The 14347-nt window shown below is 57.0% G+C and carries 18 protein-coding genes and 1 pseudogene; 4 read left to right on the forward strand and 15 right to left on the reverse strand.

The window, feature by feature from the left end; genetic code table 11:
• Positions 1-260, forward strand: a pseudogene (locus tag IPZ49_RS23170) (hypothetical protein); the annotation flags it as partial.
• A 40-nt stretch (positions 261-300) separates the two neighbouring features.
• Here IPZ49_RS23170 and IPZ49_RS12720 read toward each other — a convergent pair.
• Positions 301-915 (reverse strand): TIR domain-containing protein, encoded by a 615-nt coding sequence (locus IPZ49_RS12720; RefSeq protein WP_000160641.1) that lies wholly within the window; start codon positions 913-915, stop codon positions 301-303.
• Between the two features lie 168 nt (positions 916-1083).
• Here IPZ49_RS12720 and IPZ49_RS12725 point away from each other — a divergent pair, with 168 nt between their 5' ends.
• Entirely contained in the window at positions 1084-1851 is a 768-nt protein-coding gene (locus IPZ49_RS12725) for a DUF1883 domain-containing protein (RefSeq protein ID WP_001159650.1), read from the forward strand.
• Positions 1852-1984: 133 nt separating this feature from the next.
• Positions 1985-2257, forward strand: coding sequence for a multidrug efflux SMR transporter (locus IPZ49_RS12730; RefSeq protein WP_074143158.1), 273 nt, complete (start codon positions 1985-1987; stop codon positions 2255-2257).
• A gap of 353 nt (positions 2258-2610) precedes the next feature.
• Here IPZ49_RS12730 and nhaA read toward each other — a convergent pair whose 3' ends face one another.
• The 10 genes from nhaA to chrA all read right to left on the reverse strand — a co-directional run bounded on the left by nhaA (position 2611) and on the right by chrA (position 8855).
• The gene (nhaA, locus tag IPZ49_RS12735; RefSeq protein ID WP_011977829.1) at positions 2611-3759 is read right to left on the reverse strand and encodes a Na+/H+ antiporter NhaA; all 1149 of its coding nucleotides are present in this window, start codon (positions 3757-3759) and stop codon (positions 2611-2613) included.
• 375 nt (positions 3760-4134) lie between these two features.
• The gene (locus IPZ49_RS12740; protein ID WP_003100847.1) at positions 4135-4692 is read right to left on the reverse strand and encodes a recombinase family protein; all 558 of its coding nucleotides are present in this window, start codon (positions 4690-4692) and stop codon (positions 4135-4137) included.
• Positions 4686-5057, reverse strand: a complete 372-nt coding sequence (locus tag IPZ49_RS12745; protein WP_003100853.1) for a hypothetical protein — start codon at positions 5055-5057, stop codon at positions 4686-4688. The genes IPZ49_RS12740 and IPZ49_RS12745 overlap by 7 nt, the downstream gene beginning before the upstream one ends.
• Positions 5054-5554 carry a hypothetical protein gene (locus tag IPZ49_RS12750; RefSeq protein WP_003100856.1) on the reverse strand — a complete coding sequence of 167 codons (501 nt, stop codon included), beginning with the start codon at positions 5552-5554 and terminating at the stop codon, positions 5054-5056. Before IPZ49_RS12750 ends, IPZ49_RS12745 begins: the two co-directional genes overlap by 4 nt.
• Positions 5551-5877 (reverse strand): hypothetical protein, encoded by a 327-nt coding sequence (locus IPZ49_RS12755; RefSeq protein WP_003100858.1) that lies wholly within the window; start codon positions 5875-5877, stop codon positions 5551-5553. Before IPZ49_RS12755 ends, IPZ49_RS12750 begins: the two co-directional genes overlap by 4 nt.
• 254 nt (positions 5878-6131) lie before the next feature.
• Complete coding sequence (locus tag IPZ49_RS12760; RefSeq protein WP_000215515.1) at positions 6132-6488, reverse strand: cupin domain-containing protein; 357 nt, start codon at positions 6486-6488, stop codon at positions 6132-6134.
• Positions 6478-6879, reverse strand: a complete 402-nt coding sequence (locus IPZ49_RS12765; RefSeq protein ID WP_001293886.1) for a DUF86 domain-containing protein — start codon at positions 6877-6879, stop codon at positions 6478-6480. Before IPZ49_RS12765 ends, IPZ49_RS12760 begins: the two co-directional genes overlap by 11 nt.
• Complete coding sequence (locus tag IPZ49_RS12770) at positions 6876-7166, reverse strand: nucleotidyltransferase family protein (RefSeq protein ID WP_001247892.1); 291 nt, start codon at positions 7164-7166, stop codon at positions 6876-6878. Before IPZ49_RS12770 ends, IPZ49_RS12765 begins: the two co-directional genes overlap by 4 nt.
• 167 nt (positions 7167-7333) lie before the next feature.
• Positions 7334-7639 carry a PadR family transcriptional regulator gene (locus IPZ49_RS12775; RefSeq protein WP_040110298.1) on the reverse strand — a complete coding sequence of 102 codons (306 nt, stop codon included), beginning with the start codon at positions 7637-7639 and terminating at the stop codon, positions 7334-7336.
• Positions 7640-7649: 10 nt separating this feature from the next.
• On the reverse strand, positions 7650-8855 hold the full coding sequence (gene chrA / locus IPZ49_RS12780; RefSeq protein ID WP_040110297.1) for a chromate efflux transporter: 1206 nt from the start codon (positions 8853-8855) through the stop codon (positions 7650-7652).
• Positions 8856-8936: 81 nt separating this feature from the next.
• Here chrA and IPZ49_RS12785 point away from each other — a divergent pair, with 81 nt between their 5' ends.
• Positions 8937-9719: a sulfite exporter TauE/SafE family protein gene (locus tag IPZ49_RS12785; protein ID WP_040110296.1), complete on the forward strand. Its 783-nt coding sequence runs from the start codon at positions 8937-8939 to the stop codon at positions 9717-9719.
• A 30-nt stretch (positions 9720-9749) separates the two neighbouring features.
• On the opposite strand, the gene IPZ49_RS12790 is transcribed toward IPZ49_RS12785, so the two are convergent.
• From IPZ49_RS12790 to IPZ49_RS12805, 4 genes are read right to left on the reverse strand one after another with little or no spacing between them, the layout of a single operon-like run.
• Positions 9750-10364 carry a recombinase family protein gene (locus IPZ49_RS12790; RefSeq protein WP_040110295.1) on the reverse strand — a complete coding sequence of 205 codons (615 nt, stop codon included), beginning with the start codon at positions 10362-10364 and terminating at the stop codon, positions 9750-9752.
• A gap of 60 nt (positions 10365-10424) precedes the next feature.
• Complete coding sequence (locus IPZ49_RS12795; RefSeq protein ID WP_040110294.1) at positions 10425-11642, reverse strand: TniQ family protein; 1218 nt, start codon at positions 11640-11642, stop codon at positions 10425-10427.
• Complete coding sequence (locus IPZ49_RS12800) at positions 11639-12547, reverse strand: TniB family NTP-binding protein (RefSeq protein ID WP_040110293.1); 909 nt, start codon at positions 12545-12547, stop codon at positions 11639-11641. Before IPZ49_RS12800 ends, IPZ49_RS12795 begins: the two co-directional genes overlap by 4 nt.
• Positions 12548-12549: 2 nt before the next feature.
• On the reverse strand, positions 12550-14229 hold the full coding sequence (locus tag IPZ49_RS12805; RefSeq protein ID WP_040110292.1) for a Mu transposase C-terminal domain-containing protein: 1680 nt from the start codon (positions 14227-14229) through the stop codon (positions 12550-12552).
• Positions 14230-14347 lie beyond the last annotated feature (118 nt).

The following is a 14347-nucleotide window of genomic DNA, read 5'->3' on the forward strand; positions in this document are numbered from 1 at the left end:
TGTTAATGGTGTTAAATAAATTTTTAACTAAAAATCAAAATAATTATAAAAGATGGTATAAATATATATCAGATAAGGATGAAGTTATTGATGTTATAACTAATACACCATTAAAAGTTCACCTGACGCCTATAAATAAAATACAAAAGCAATACTATAACTACAGTAAAATATGTAACGATTTTAAAGTAGTAAATGATTTTTTCACATCACGGGTTCAACAAACATTTAACGTGAACACCACCAAATGGGATTGGTAACAAGTAAAGGGGAGTATCATACTCCCCTTTACTGTTTCTGCTAGCCATTACGCATTCTCATTGGGGTAGAAAAAACGTATTCGCACTTATCTTTATCTTGATATGTTAACTCAATCATTTTTCTAAGGTTTTCTGGGTTATTGTGTATCTGATCCCAGTTGACTATTGATATATATGACTTTTCACTCATCAAGTTATCGATAACTCTTTCAGGCATATATGGATATATTTCTTTATATGTTGTTCTGTCGTTGATTGTTATCCACTCGGTTATATTAGGATGAAATTCATTTTTTTCATTTTCACCATGACTGGCTCTAATGTTGTTTGTCCCTGTTGAAGGAAGATTTATAATAAAAATACCTGATTTGCCGTTTCTGGGACTATCCCTCATGGATGAATATAATTCCCAATCAACATGCTTTCTATTTTTAGTCTCAGTCCCAACGAGTAAAATAAGAGCGGATGTATCACGTAAATATTCATCCCTTATTATTTCTCTGATCTTTTGAGGTTCTTCTTCTTCATCAATGTCACCAAGTGATACCGAGCGATTCACAAAAATATCAAAAACATCATTCATTTTTTCAAGTTCGTTTTTGTACCATTGGTCATTAGCATGGTGGTAACTGATGAAAACTTTGTGCTTGGTCACGCTTTTTCCTCATTTATTCTCTGGTTTACGGATTTTACATCTTCATCCATACCGAGTAAAAGTCTTATAATTTATTTTTTCACACTAAGAGATACTCTCAACCACTGGATACAGTATAATCAGGAAGTGGCTACATTCTTCCAATTCAAATGAAGAGAGCAGACTTACATGCAATTCATCCATAATGATCTTGGTCAAAGAAAAAGAGGGGAGATTGTTGAAATCACCCTTACCAGTGGTGCAAATGTTAGACTAATGGATAGTTCTAACTTCAGTAGTTATAAGAATGGCCGACGACATTCCTACATTGGTGGGTTAGCAAAGCGCTCCCCCATAAGGTTACAGATCCCTTCATCAGGCCATTGGCATATTGCTGTAGATATGCAGGGATTAAGGGGGAGTACCAGGGCTTCTGTTCGCGTTCTTCCAGGGGTTCTTCCTGAAATTCAGGATAGGCCGTTAAGCGAAGTTCCTAGTCTGGTAAGAGATAACAGACCACCGTCAACAGCACAGAGCAACGAGATACATGACGTATTTATTTCGCATGCCTCAGAGGATAAAGATGATTTTGTTCGCTCTCTGGCAAACTCATTAATCAGTCACGGCCTTAATGTATGGTATGACGAAATGACGTTAAGAATTGGTGACAGCCTGAGACAAAAAATAGACAAAGGTTTAGCAAACAGTCGTGTTGGGTTAGTAGTTTTGTCTCCGGCGTTTATAAGCAAAGGTTGGACAAATTATGAACTTGATGGAATCGTCACTCGTGCTATTTCTGGTGAGCAAATATTGCTTCCCATATGGCATAATATTACAAAACAAGAAGTTGTCGATTTTAGTCCATCATTAGCAGACAAAGTTGCTCGTAGTACTGCAACTCATACAATCGATGAAATTGCTCATGAGATAGCCGAGCTACTGCATTCTCGTGGTTAATGTTTATCGAAATTCAAATAGCAAAACAAAAGGATCAATCAGCGATCCTTTTTTTATTTTTATGAATATCAATAAATTACATTCTTAACGTACGTTTTCGTTCCATTGGCCTTCAAACCCCTATGCCGCGTCAATGCTCCGGACTGAGGGATTTACCCGGATCTACCCCAGTATTTTTTGCCTGACATTTATCGGTGTGAGCATGTACTTTTTGTCCCTGGCAACACGGACTATTCCTGTAGGAACCGCTTATGCGGTCTGGGTCGGGATTGGTGCTTTAGGGACAGCAGCGTACGGAATAATTTACTTAAATGAAGATAAGGGCCTGTTACGCATTGCCTGTTTCGGACTGATTCTGGCGGGTATCATTGGCCTGAAAATTCTGGCAGGACACAAGCAGCTGTAGGTTCTCATCCATAAACAGAACTCCGGGGGCATTCTGATTTTAGACATCAGCATGCCTCTCCCTTTCCCCTTTTTGAAATGGGACATTACCCGCTACATTAATAACAGGCGAGAGAACCGACATAACCGGGGGCGGCCAGGAAAAGTTGCCATGATTGACAAAAAGACTGCTTTTTGTTTGTACCTGCATGATTAACGGTGCGAATTTTTTCGGCAAACTATAAATGCGGGCACCAGTGTGATGATAAGCACCTGAATAAATGCCGACGGTAATGAAGGTGGCCCTGTTGATTAATAAGTTTGCAGGGAAATAAAAATCCCCGTCATCACGGGGATTTTCCGGACCCGAATGCGTTACCGGGAAGGATGCGAAGGAGAAAAGCGCAGTATCAGCATACCCGCCAGTGCTGCCAGTACAGAGCCGGCAAGTACCCCCACCTTGACCTCGTCCACCAACAGGGGGCTTTCTGCAAACGCCAGGTTGCCGATAAACAGGCTCATGGTAAACCCTATTCCGCACAGGACCGATACGCCGTAAACCTGCAGCCAGGTACTTTTTTCAGGCCGTTTTGCCAGGCCCAGGCTGACGGCCAGCAGCGACAGGCCGAAAATGCCCGCCTGCTTGCCAACAAACAGGCCCAGCGCAACGCCGACCGGTACCGGCGACATCAGGTCATCAGCCGTCATACCGGAGAGCGCGACCCCCGCATTTGCGAAGCCAAACAGCGGCAGTATCAGAAACGTCACCCACGGATTGATGCCGTGCTCCAGCCGGGCAAGAGGGGATTGTTTATCCGGATCGGTTACCCGCAGCGGGATAAAGAGCGCCAGCAGGATACCCGCGATGGTGGCGTGCACCCCGGACTGAAGCATGAAAAACCACAGCACGCCCCCCGCCAGCAGATAGGGAAACAGCCGGGTAATCCCGGCACGGTTCATGATAAACAGCAGAGCAACCGTGACCGCCGCACCGGCCAGCATCAGAAACGAAATATTACTGGTATAGAAGAGCGCAATAATAGCCACTGCGCCCATGTCGTCCAGAATAGCCAGCGCCGACAGGAAAATTTTCAGCGAGGCAGGTACGCGACTGCCCAGCAGTGCCAGTACCCCGAGCGCAAAGGCAATGTCCGTGGCGGCAGGAATTGCCCAGCCAGCGAGGGTTTCATCGCTGCCCGCATTAAACCATACGTAAATGGCCGCAGGCACGGCCATCCCGCCCAGCGCGGCAAATCCCGGCAGCGCGCGCTGGCCCCAGGTGGCAAGCTGACCGGTGAGAAGCTCGCGCTTGATTTCCAGGCCGACCATCATGAAGAACACGGCCATCAGGGCGTCGTTTATCCAGTGCTCAACGGAGAGGCCGGCGGCGTTGTATTTCAGGAATACCTCATATCCCTCCCTGAGCGGAGAGTTAGCCACGATGATAGCGGCTGCTGAGGCGATGATGAGCACGATGCCGCCGGCTGCGGGCGAGCTGAAAAATGCAGATGGCACTTCTGACATCCTCTTTTTATTTCTGTCTGGGATTTCTGACACACTCCCTCCCTTTATTCAAAAAAAACAGGCCTTCCCCTGATATACAACCGCTGGTTATCAGAGGATAAGCCGGCTGAGCTACGCTGAAGATATAAAAAATACGATAATTAATTGCTGATAAATTAACGAATTAGCGTGACGTTAATTTTATCATAACGTCCGGCCCGCTTCAGGCGGAAGAGGTAAAGCCCTGTAAAGCTGCCGCAGGCAGGGGCATTTTTATCCGTCATCAGCCACACGCTCACAGCAGCCATGTGACGACAAAAAAACCCAGGGCAGTCATCAGAATGGAGCCGGTTACGTGTACCAGGGGTCGTCTCAGAAAACGGAAAATAAAGCACGCTAAGCGTGCGTGGAGGCTGGCACCCAGCGGTACAGCGTCGGAATGGACACGCCGAGGTTCTTGGCCACGTCCTTGGGCGGCACCCCGCTGGCCAGCAGCTTCTTGGCCGACTCGATCTTGCTGTCGGTCATCTTCGGCTTGCGGCCGCCTTTGCGGCCGAGCTGCTTGGCGACTTCCAGCCCGGCGCGGGTGCGCTCGACGGTCAGCTCGCGCTCCATTTCGGCAAGGCTCGCCATGACGTGGAAGAAGAACCGCCCGGATGGTGTGCCGGTGTCGATGGAGTCGGTGAGGCTCCTGAACTGGACACCGTGCTTGTGCAGATCGCCGACCAGATCGACCAGTTGCTTGACCGACCGGCCCAGCCGGTCGAGCTTCCAGACGACCAAAGTATCGCCTTCGCGCAGCATTTCGAGCGTCTTGGCCAAGCCAGGCCGGTCTGCCCGCGTGCCACTCACCTTGTCCTCGAAGACCTTTTTACATCCGGCCTTGCTCAAGGCTTCGCGTTGCAGCTCCAGGTTCTGATCCTGCGTCGAGACGCGCGCATAGCCAATCAACATGGCTTGTCTCGCGCCCGGTCGATGCGTTCCTGCATCGCCTGCATCACTTCTTCGTGGGTGTACGATCTGGCGTTGGCGTCGGTGGCTTGCCGCAGGGCTTCCTCAACCTCGCGCGTCATCCGCTCGTAATCCTCCGGCCACAGCGCTTGCTCCATGCGCAGCGACGCCTGACCCAGCAGGTGCAGCAGGCTGAACAGCCGCATGTCGTTGGTGGCGACGATGCGCTCCCGAATCTGCTCCTGAATAGCTTCGCTAGCCCGATGCGCTTGTGGTGTGGCAGTCCCCTCGTAGTCAGCGGGGAATTCCGCTTCCTCGGCAATCCTTGCCCAGGCGCTGGCCAGCGCCTCGATGGTTGACGTGCTCATTTCCGCCGCTCCTGTGCTCTTTGGCGAATCAACCGGCCAAGGGGCCTCGACGCGAAAACCAGCAGCATCACGCCTATCGGATACCAGGTCGAGAAGACCACCAAGGCATCGAAGGCTGGCCGTCCGGTGTTGGTAGGCAGTACGGCGGTCACAGCCATCAACCCGCCGACCGTCCAGATGATGCGCCACACGTAGGGCATCACGCGGGGCACGTAGCCGTCATCGAAAGCGGTCTGGTAGTAGCGGCGCAGGCCGCGCTCGGCAAGCGCCTGGCGCTGCCGCTCCGACAGCGCATCCGTCCGGCCATACCAGCGCCGGAATGGTGGACAGCGCAGCAGCAAAGGGGTGAAGAGGATCATCACCGCCACGATCGCGACACCCCACGCCATGACGGCGCCGGCATCGGGCCGCTTGGCGTTCTCGATCACGGGCGCGAAGACGCCCGGAGCACCGATCATCCAGAACAGCGCAATGTGCTGATGGAAGGAGAGCTTCATTTGCTCATCCACTTGCGCAGCAGGCGCTTTTTCAGGGAGGCGCGTTCTTGCGGGTTGCGTCCCTTGTGATTGGCGATGCGATCCGCCGTGGCGGCCTGGCGCTTGACGGGCCAGTAGGAGCGGCCATCCTTGCCCATCGACCAGACGCTGCTGGCCTGGTTTTCCAGCAGGGGCAGATGGGCGCTCAGGGCTTCGGGCGACGCGCTGGTCAGCGCCGTGCGCTCACGGGTGCGCCAGCGCTGATGCCAGAGCTTCTTGTCCTCGCGCTCGCTGCCGCAGGTCGTGTGCCCGACGATGGGTGTTTTGCGGCGGCTGCGGCTCATAACGTAGTGGTCTCCAAGAACATTCAGGACTGATCCCAGGCGTCGATGGTCAAGACCTGATCGGCAGGACAGGCGGCTACGCGGTCGGGAACTGGATGGTGTTCAGTCTCATGCCGACCCCATTCGATTGATCGCGTCGCTTGCGGCACGCTGCGACGCAAGGAGGTTTGCGACCTGGTTTAGCAGCCGTGTCCGCTGCATGTCTGTTACCTATCTCCCCGACCGCTCATTGGACCAACTCCAGAGATTGGGCTCTATCGCTCAGCCAATACGAAACCGGCATTGGCTGATGCCACAACCGAGACTAACACAAATGGCTCGGTACCTGTATTTCGCGCCCCGTGCACTTGGCCCGGTCTTGCCACGGCTATCTCACCTTCCCTGAGGGCACGAACAATCCCATTGCCCTGAAAGTAATCAGCCATTCCCGACAAAACAGTCCACGTGTCTTGGCCGTGAGGATGAATGTGAGCCGCAATTTCCTGCCCGGGATGGACATGCCAAACCACGATAATTGAGTCTCGGGTTTCAAGCACAACGGAACGAATAGGCTCGCCTTCGGACGGCTGAACATACTCGGCTACAGAAAATATTCTCGATTCAACAGTCATCGGAGATCCCTCTTTCACAGTTGTCGTTACGGTCTTCATCGTCGGCATCCTGACGCACGGCGGGCAATTGCTGGAGCAACGCCGGCAGCCATTCCTGTACCGTCTCCCACACCACATCGAGGTTGATGTCGAAATAGCCGTGAGCCATGCGATTACGCATATTGCGCATGCTGCGCCACGGCACGTCGGCATGCGCCTGGGTGAACTCGACGTAGCCATCCATCACCTTTGTGGCCGCCTCGCCGATGACGATCAGGCTCATGATGACGGCCTGCTGGGTGCGCTTGTCGGCCAAGAAGTCGTCCTTGGCCATCCCTTCCACGAAGCTGCGCGCATCGGTTGCGGCCTGCTGAATGTGGTCGAGGTAATCGGGCAGGCGGTTCTCGCTCATATCGGTTGCGCCTCCGCGAGCACCTTGGCCCGGAACTTCGGCGGCAGGTCGCCGGGAGTCAGCAGATCGACGTCAACGCCGAGCAGCGATTTCAGTTCTTCTTCCAAATCGCCCAAGTCCAACAACGTGGCACCGGGCAGCGCATCGACCAACAGGTCGAGGTCGCTGCCATCCCGGTCGGTGCCATGCAGCACCGAGCCGAAGACGCGCGGGTTCGCGGCGCGAAAGCGGCCTACCGCTTCACGCACTGCGCTTCGCTTCATGTCAAGCACAACAGACGGTCGCATGCGCATCCTTTCTTATCGAAACTCGTTGAGATGATATGCAATCAAGAATAGAATTTCAAGAACTATTTTCGAGAATCGCAATGCCTTGATTCCCGTGCCGCGCTGTCACTTTCAGAAGGCGACTGCACGGACTATCAGAAGTCAACTGCACTACAACCATAAGCAAATCATTTGCCTTCAATCAGTTCGCCAAACAGCTCCTTGACCTTGGCTTTGGCATCGGTCAGCGCCACGCGGCCTTGCTCGGTGATCTCATACACCCGCCGATCCCGTCGACCGGTGCGCTCATGCCGTGAAGTGAGATAGCCCTTCTTTTCCAATCCGTGCAGCATCGGATACAAGGTGCCTGCGCTGATCTCGTAACCGTGGTGTCGCAATTCCTCGATGATGCCGAGGCCGAAGATGGGTTCTTCGGCTGCGTGATGCAGGATGTGCAAACGGATCAATCCACCGTAAAGGTCTTTGTCGGTCACGCTCGGAACCTCACAGGGTCACGCTCAACAACCAGCCCGCGACACCACTACCAACTACGACTAGCCACGGCGGCAGCTTCCAGAACATCAGGGCAACTAATGCCACAAGGGCCAAGCCGAAGTCTTGCGGTGCATGAATCGCGCTCGTCCATACCGGTTGATAGAGGGCTGCCAGCAGCAGGCCAACCACGGCCGCGTTGATGCCCAACAACGCCGCTTGCGTGCGGGAGTTGCGGCGCAGACGTTCCCAAAACGGCAACGCACCCACGACCAGCAGGAAGGACGGCGCGAAGATCGCAAGCAGGCAGACCAAGCCACCAAACCAGCCGGAGGGTGCCTGGTTCATCGAAGCACCGAGAAACGCCGCAAAGGTGAACAAGGGGCCAGGAACCGCCTGCGCGGCACCGTAGCCTGCCAGAAATGCGTCATTGCTGACCCAGCCGGAAGGCACCACTTCGGCTTGCAACAGCGGGAGCACGACGTGCCCGCCACCAAAGACCAGTGATCCAGCCCGGTAAAAGGCATCCACCATCGACAGCGTCTGGTTCGGGAATGTGGCGGTCAACAACGGCAACCCCATCAGCAGCGCAAAGAACAGCGTCAGCCAGAACAATCCAACGCGACGCCGGATGGCAATTGGCAATGGATCATGCGCTGCCCCCTGCTGAGGTTTGAATAGCAACAGACCTATGACCGCTGCAATGGCGATAACCCCCACCTGCCCCAAGGTGGACGGCACCAAAAGAACAAAGCAGGTTGCCGCCGCCATGATGGTGATGCGCGGTGCGTCTGGACAGAGATTGCGAGCCATTCCCCATACGGCTTGCACGACCACCGCCACGGCGACCACCTTCAATCCATGCAGTACGCCAGACGGCATCGCATCCCCGTAGCTGGCAATGCCCAGCGCAAACAGGATCAGCGCAATCGCTGAAGGCAGCGTGAAACCAGCCCACGCAGCCAACGCCCCGGCATAGCCGGATCGTGACAGCCCAATTGCGATGCCAACCTGACTGCTGGCCGGCCCCGGCAGGAATTGGCAGAGGGCGACCAAATCTGCATAGCTGCGCTCGGTCAACCACTGCCGTCGCGTCACGAACTCATCGCGGAAGTAGCCCAAATGGGCAATCGGGCCGCCGAAAGAGGTCAGGCCCAATCGGAGAAAGACCAGAAAAACAGCCCACGGGCTGCGGTCAGTCTTGGTGGTATCGGTCATGGTCACATCTTGATCTTTGGTTTCGTTGGAGCATAATAATCGAACTTCGATAACGAAACACGATAAATAAAGGCGCGCATCATGGAGTTCGTTCTGATCGGCCTTGTGGCCCTACTGACATCTGGGCTGACCTTGTTTTCAGGCTTCGGTTTGGGAACGATCCTGATGCCGGTGTTCGCCCTGTTCTTCCCATTGCCATTAGCCATCGCGGCGACTGCTGTGGTGCATTTCGCCAACAATCTCTTCAAGTTCGGGCTGATGGCCCGGCAAGCCGATTGGCCTGTCGTGGCGAAGTTCAGCGTGCCTGCTGCTATCACGGCGATTCTTGGTGCGGCATCCCTGACGTTGTTCGACCGACTGCCGGCCTTGTGGCAGTACAGCTTCGCTGACTCGGATTTCGAGATCACACCTGTGAAGGCGGTTATCGGCAGTTTGATCGTGCTGTTTGCACTGCTGGAACTATCCCCGCGTTTTCAAGCACTGGCCTTTCCTCCACGCTGGCTTCCAGTTGGTGGGGCGCTCTCTGGCTTCTTCGGAGGACTCTCAGGCAATCAGGGCGCATTGCGCTCGGCGTTTCTGTTGAAAGCTGGCTTGTCCAAGGATGCATTCGTGGCGACGGGGGTTGTTTCGGCGGTGATCGTCGATGCCGTGCGCCTCGTGGTGTATGGCACCGCCATGCTTGCCGGTCAATTTACTCAGGCTCAGGCATTGGTACTGCCTGTTGCCGTTGGGACAATCTGCGCATTCATCGGCGCTTTTGTGGGAAAGCGCGTCTTGCAGAAGGTCACGCTGCGCACGGTACAGCTCACCGTAGCTATAGCCATGCTAGGCATAGGAACGGGGTTGGCCCTTGGCTTGCTCTAGGGGTTCCCAGCATCCGGCTGGATGTTGGGGTCATGGCTTGCTAAGCAGTTTCTCACCATCTGAGCGCAGTTCACCCTTCGGCGAGATATGCCGGTACAGGGTCTGCCGCGTGATGCCAAGTTCCAGGCAGAGATCGCCAACCTTGGTTTCTGGTTGCCCCATTGCCGCCAATGCCAGCCGCAGCTTGGCGGCGGTCATCTTGAACGGCCGACCGCCCTTCCGGCCACGCGCCCGCGCCGATGCCAAGCCTGCAATCGTGCGCTCGGCGATTAGTTCGCGCTCAAACTCGGCCAGCGCAGCGAAGATGCCAAAGACCAGCTTGCCGGCGGCCGTCGTGGTGTCGATGGCCGCGCCGTGACCGGTCAGCACCTTCAGGCCGATGCCTCGCCCGGTCAGATCGTGCACGGTGTTGATCAGATGCCGAAGATTGCGCCCGAGTCGATCCAGCTTCCACACCACCAACGTGTCGCCTTCGCGCAGTGCTTTCAGGCATGCGGCGAGGCCGGGGCGATCCTCGCGTTTGCCGGACGCCTGATCTTCGTAGAGATGCGCCGGATCGACACCGGCAGCGGTCAGCGCATCACGCTGCAAGTCGGTGGCCTGGGAACCATCCGCTTTCGATACCCGCATATAGCCAATCAGCATCTTGCACCTGTCACTTATACGTTCGATTATGTGACAGTCTGAGTCAGAAAGTTCTGATGGTCAAATTTTGTCACTTAACCCGTCATTCATACTAAGGAATGCAAAGGGTCCGCTTGGAACATAATGTGACAGAAATTCCGGGGGAATGCCCTCCTGGGCAAACGTGACGCGAAGGCGATCCAGGGACTCGGGGTCGCGCCGTCCATAAGATGCCAAGGTGAACAGTGACCGGGCCGTCTCGCAATTGTGCCGGGCCTCGGCAATAGCCTCGTCGAGCGCCTTGACCGCCTCCCGCCAGTGATCGACAGGCTCAGGGTTACGTTTCTTCTCGGACAGGCCATTGGTAAACCCGGTTTGCGTCTCCAGCGAGAACAACGCCGCCAGCTCCCCGTGTGGACTCACCACCTTCGATTCGATCAGTTCGATGGCGGTGGCCGCCGCCTCCAGCATCTGCAACTGCACCGCCGGGTCCAGAATTTCGTAAGGACGCCATAGGCTTTGTCCGGCGCGCAGCGGATGACCGCAGCGCTCCCAGACATAGCGGACGCTGCCGGCACAAACCCCGCAATGCGAAAGCGGGGTGTTCAGCTCATCCAGCAGCGTGCGCAGCAGCCGGAACCACAGGCCGGCGTGGATGCGCCGGCGCGGCAGCTCCACGTACCCCTGCGTCAGCGCCTGCCAGGTACGCCGATCCATCGCCGCTATTGCGTCGTTGGCCGTGCGCGGCGCAGCGTCGGCACTCTCCCAGCCGAGAAACCGCCCCGGCACGCCCCAATAGGACTCCAGCCAGCAGCCATGCATAGGACAGCTCAGCATCAGAGGTAACTTCCACGCGAGCAGCACAGCCTGGTTCGCCGGATCATTCAGGCAGATCGGACACGCCCGGCGGATCGGCTGGCTGGGCAGCCATGCGCGCCAACTCGCGACCGATCTTGTCTTGCGATTGCGCTTCGGCAGCAAAATCGAGAGCTGGAACGCATAAGTTTCCAGGGCGGCCGGAAGCCGGTCGTCGAGACTATCGAGCAACCACGGCACCCAGCCGGCAAAACTCATGCAGCGCAGCCGGTCCAGCTCGATGCCGCTTCGCTGGGACAGCGCCGTCAGCAACAACGATGGTGGCGCAATGTCCAGATCATCGACCTGGCTGTGACCGAGATCGTGTTCCAACAGATCGAGCATATCCATCTGGTAGCAGACGGCGACACGATTGAGCCACGAGGACAGCGCTTCGCCTTCCTTGGGTGCCGGATGCAGCGGCCAGCGTGATGCCGGTTTCACATCAGCTCCCGCTCGAACTGGCGTCGCCGCTCGCTGGGACCGGTGTAATCGGCCATGCCGAGCGTGCGGTGGTTGATCGCTTCCTCGCCGCTTTCGATGGCGGCAACGGCCGCTGCCATCAGCAGGTGCGCCAGTTCGCCGATGGTGCCCTCACTGCGCGTTAGCAGGTAGCGGGCCATGTCCGGCGTAGCAATTGGCGAAGGCCGCCGCAGCGGGAGCGAAGCGGCGAAGCTGGCCAGCAGCGAGCAGCAATCGTCGTTGGCCTCCCACACAGGCAGCATCAACGGCTCAAACCGGTTTTCCAACTGGTCATCCGAGCGGATCGCCAGATAGGCGTCGCGCGTGCCGACCCCGACCAGCGGAATGCGTAGCTCGTTGCCGAGGAAACGCAGCAGATTGAGAAATTCTCGGCGGTTGACGCTGTTGCCGGCCAGGACATTGTGCAGCTCGTCGATGACCAGCATGCGCACCCCGACCTTGCGCAGCAGTGCCAGCGCCAGTTGCTCCATTTCCGGCAGCCGTGGGCGCGGGCGCAATGGCGCACCCATCGCGGCGAGCAGCGCGACGTAGAAGCGCATCACTGACGGTTCGGACGGCATCTGCACGACCAGCACCGGGATGTGTTCCTGGTCGGCGTCAGAACTGGCCGGATGCGTGCGCCGGAACTTTTCGATGATCATCGACTTGCCGTTGTTGGTCGGGCCGACCAGCAGCAAGTTGGGCATGCGTTGTTTGTTCGGCCACGCATACAGGGTTTCTAGCCTGTTCAACGCTTCGACTGCTCGCGGGTAGCCGATCCAGCGGTCGGCGCGGATACGCTGCACGCGCTCGTCCGCTGGCAGACGGGCCAGACCCTGCGCCGCCGGCAGCAGGTGAGACAGGTCGATAATGGGATATTCGTCCACGGCTACCACTCCTCGATCTGGTCGAACGGTTTGGCCGGCGGCAGGTTGTCGGCCTGCGGGTCGGCAATGTCCGTTTCCGGCGGAACGGGCTTGTCCGGCCGAGCGGATGCCTTGAGGTGTTGCCGACGATCCGCGTCACGCCGCGCCTTGCGTGTGGTCTTCTGAGCGGTGGTCACGATCTCGCGCATCTGGCCGATCATGCGGAACAGCGCCGACTCATCCACCTGTTCACGCCCTTGCTGCCGCAATTTCGCCAATGCTTGGCGTTGCTCCCAGAGGGTGACAGCCGGGTGCGACAAGGTACGGTAGGGGATTTCCAGGTAGTGCTGACCCTCCGGTTCCAGCACCCAGATACGGCTGATGTCGCGCGGGTCGCGCCGAATCAGGAAAGCGGGAAGGCGGTCGCGCCGCGCGATCCACGGCTTGAGCGCGTCGGCGTAGTAGTGGATGTGATCGATGACGAAGCCGGTTCGGGTCAGCGTCCGGCGGATGATCGGCAGAAAATCGACAAGGAAAGCCGTGGCGCGGGTGACGACGGCTGGTACACCGATGCGCGCCACAGCCTCGGCCCAGCGCGCGGCCGGCGGCTGAAGCAGACCGTTGTGCACGGAGCCGTGATAGGTGCCGACTGCCAGTGCGAGCCAGCGCTCCAGCTCGCGCAGTGTCAGGGCGGCCATCTTCTCGGAGGCGTACTCCCCGCGTTGGTCGGGATTGGAGAAGGTCGTTCCAGGCAATTCGTCGTGGATCATCTGCATCGCCGTGCCGATAATCCGTTCGACGATGCCGCCATAGTGCGGCTGCCCGAGCGGCCGATAGTCCAGCCGGATGCCATGCTGCTCGCAGCCCCGGCGTAGCGCTTCACTCTTGAACTCGGCCGCGTTGTCCAGATAGAGCAGCATGGGCTTGCCGCTCATTGGCCAATCCATTTCCACGGCCAATCCCTCCAGCCATGGGCGTTTGTCGCAGGCGACATGTGCGAGGCACAGGCCGACCGAGACGGCGGACGGTGCTTCCAGCGTGACCACCATGCCGAGCAGGCAGCGGGTGAACACGTCAATGGCGACGGTTAGGTACGGACGGCCAATCGGTTGCCGGTCGCGCTCGTCCACCACGATCAAGTCGATAACCGTGTGGTCGATTTGCACCTGTTCCAGCGGCGCGGTCACGGCGGGAGGCTCACCGCCGACACCTTGCAAACTGCGAGACGCATCCTGGCCTTCCCGGCGGCGAGTGGCCTTGAGCGGATCGAGGTCGGCGATCCGTAGCGCCAGGGTGTTGCGCGCCGGCACCCGTAGCTTTTGCGCTTTGCAAGACTGCGCGACCTCGCGGTGGAATGCCGCCAAGCTGCGTTTCTGCTTGGTCAGGAAGCGCTTTTGCAGCAGCTCGCGGATGATGCGTTCGACCGGTTCCGGCAGACGCCCCTTGCCTTTGCCGCCGCCGGATCGGCCGCGAGCCAAGTCCGTCACCAGCCCCGCGCCTTGCCGGGCACGGCGGATCAGGACATACACCTGCCGCCGGGACAGGCCAAGCGCTTGAGCAGCGGCGTCGGCGGCGTCATGCCCGACCATCTCAAGCGCTGCCAGCGGCCCGATGATTTCTGCTCGGTGCCGGGCTTGCGCCCATGCCGCCTCGGGCAGGGTGGCTACGCCTTGTTCGGTGATCGGTGATGTGTCTGACGCCATGCCCACACCTCGCTTTGGTGCACACGAGTATTGAGCATAGTCGAGATCGGTGCAGATGACTTCTGATATTGCGCTGTCAGGAGTGGCCTGCACACTTGGTGTCACACCCCGTCAATTG

The sequence above is a fragment of the Enterobacter cloacae complex sp. S2 genome (assembly GCF_015159675.1).
Classification (GTDB): domain Bacteria; phylum Pseudomonadota; class Gammaproteobacteria; order Enterobacterales; family Enterobacteriaceae; genus Enterobacter; species Enterobacter intestinihominis.

Coding starts and splice junctions, on each gene's coding strand:
- IPZ49_RS12770 (WP_001247892.1), bottom strand. CDS start 7,166: ATGCGACCGTCTGTTGTGCTTGACATGAAGCGAAGCGCAGTGCGTGAA.
- IPZ49_RS12765 (WP_001293886.1), bottom strand. CDS start 6,879: ATGAGCGAGAACCGCCTGCCCGATTACCTCGACCACATTCAGCAGGCC.
- IPZ49_RS12790 (WP_040110295.1), bottom strand. CDS start 10,364: ATGCTGATTGGCTATATGCGGGTATCGAAAGCGGATGGTTCCCAGGCC.
- nhaA (WP_011977829.1), bottom strand. CDS start 3,759: ATGTCAGAAGTGCCATCTGCATTTTTCAGCTCGCCCGCAGCCGGCGGC.
- IPZ49_RS12760 (WP_000215515.1), bottom strand. CDS start 6,488: ATGACTGTTGAATCGAGAATATTTTCTGTAGCCGAGTATGTTCAGCCG.
- IPZ49_RS12805 (WP_040110292.1), bottom strand. CDS start 14,229: ATGGCGTCAGACACATCACCGATCACCGAACAAGGCGTAGCCACCCTG.
- IPZ49_RS12785 (WP_040110296.1), top strand. CDS start 8,937: ATGGAGTTCGTTCTGATCGGCCTTGTGGCCCTACTGACATCTGGGCTG.
- IPZ49_RS12740 (WP_003100847.1), bottom strand. CDS start 4,692: ATGTTGATTGGCTATGCGCGCGTCTCGACGCAGGATCAGAACCTGGAG.
- IPZ49_RS12755 (WP_003100858.1), bottom strand. CDS start 5,877: ATGAGCCGCAGCCGCCGCAAAACACCCATCGTCGGGCACACGACCTGC.
- IPZ49_RS12725 (WP_001159650.1), top strand. CDS start 1,084: ATGCAATTCATCCATAATGATCTTGGTCAAAGAAAAAGAGGGGAGATT.
- IPZ49_RS12750 (WP_003100856.1), bottom strand. CDS start 5,554: ATGAAGCTCTCCTTCCATCAGCACATTGCGCTGTTCTGGATGATCGGT.
- IPZ49_RS12730 (WP_074143158.1), top strand. CDS start 1,985: ATGCTCCGGACTGAGGGATTTACCCGGATCTACCCCAGTATTTTTTGC.
- IPZ49_RS12745 (WP_003100853.1), bottom strand. CDS start 5,057: ATGAGCACGTCAACCATCGAGGCGCTGGCCAGCGCCTGGGCAAGGATT.
- chrA (WP_040110297.1), bottom strand. CDS start 8,855: ATGACCGATACCACCAAGACTGACCGCAGCCCGTGGGCTGTTTTTCTG.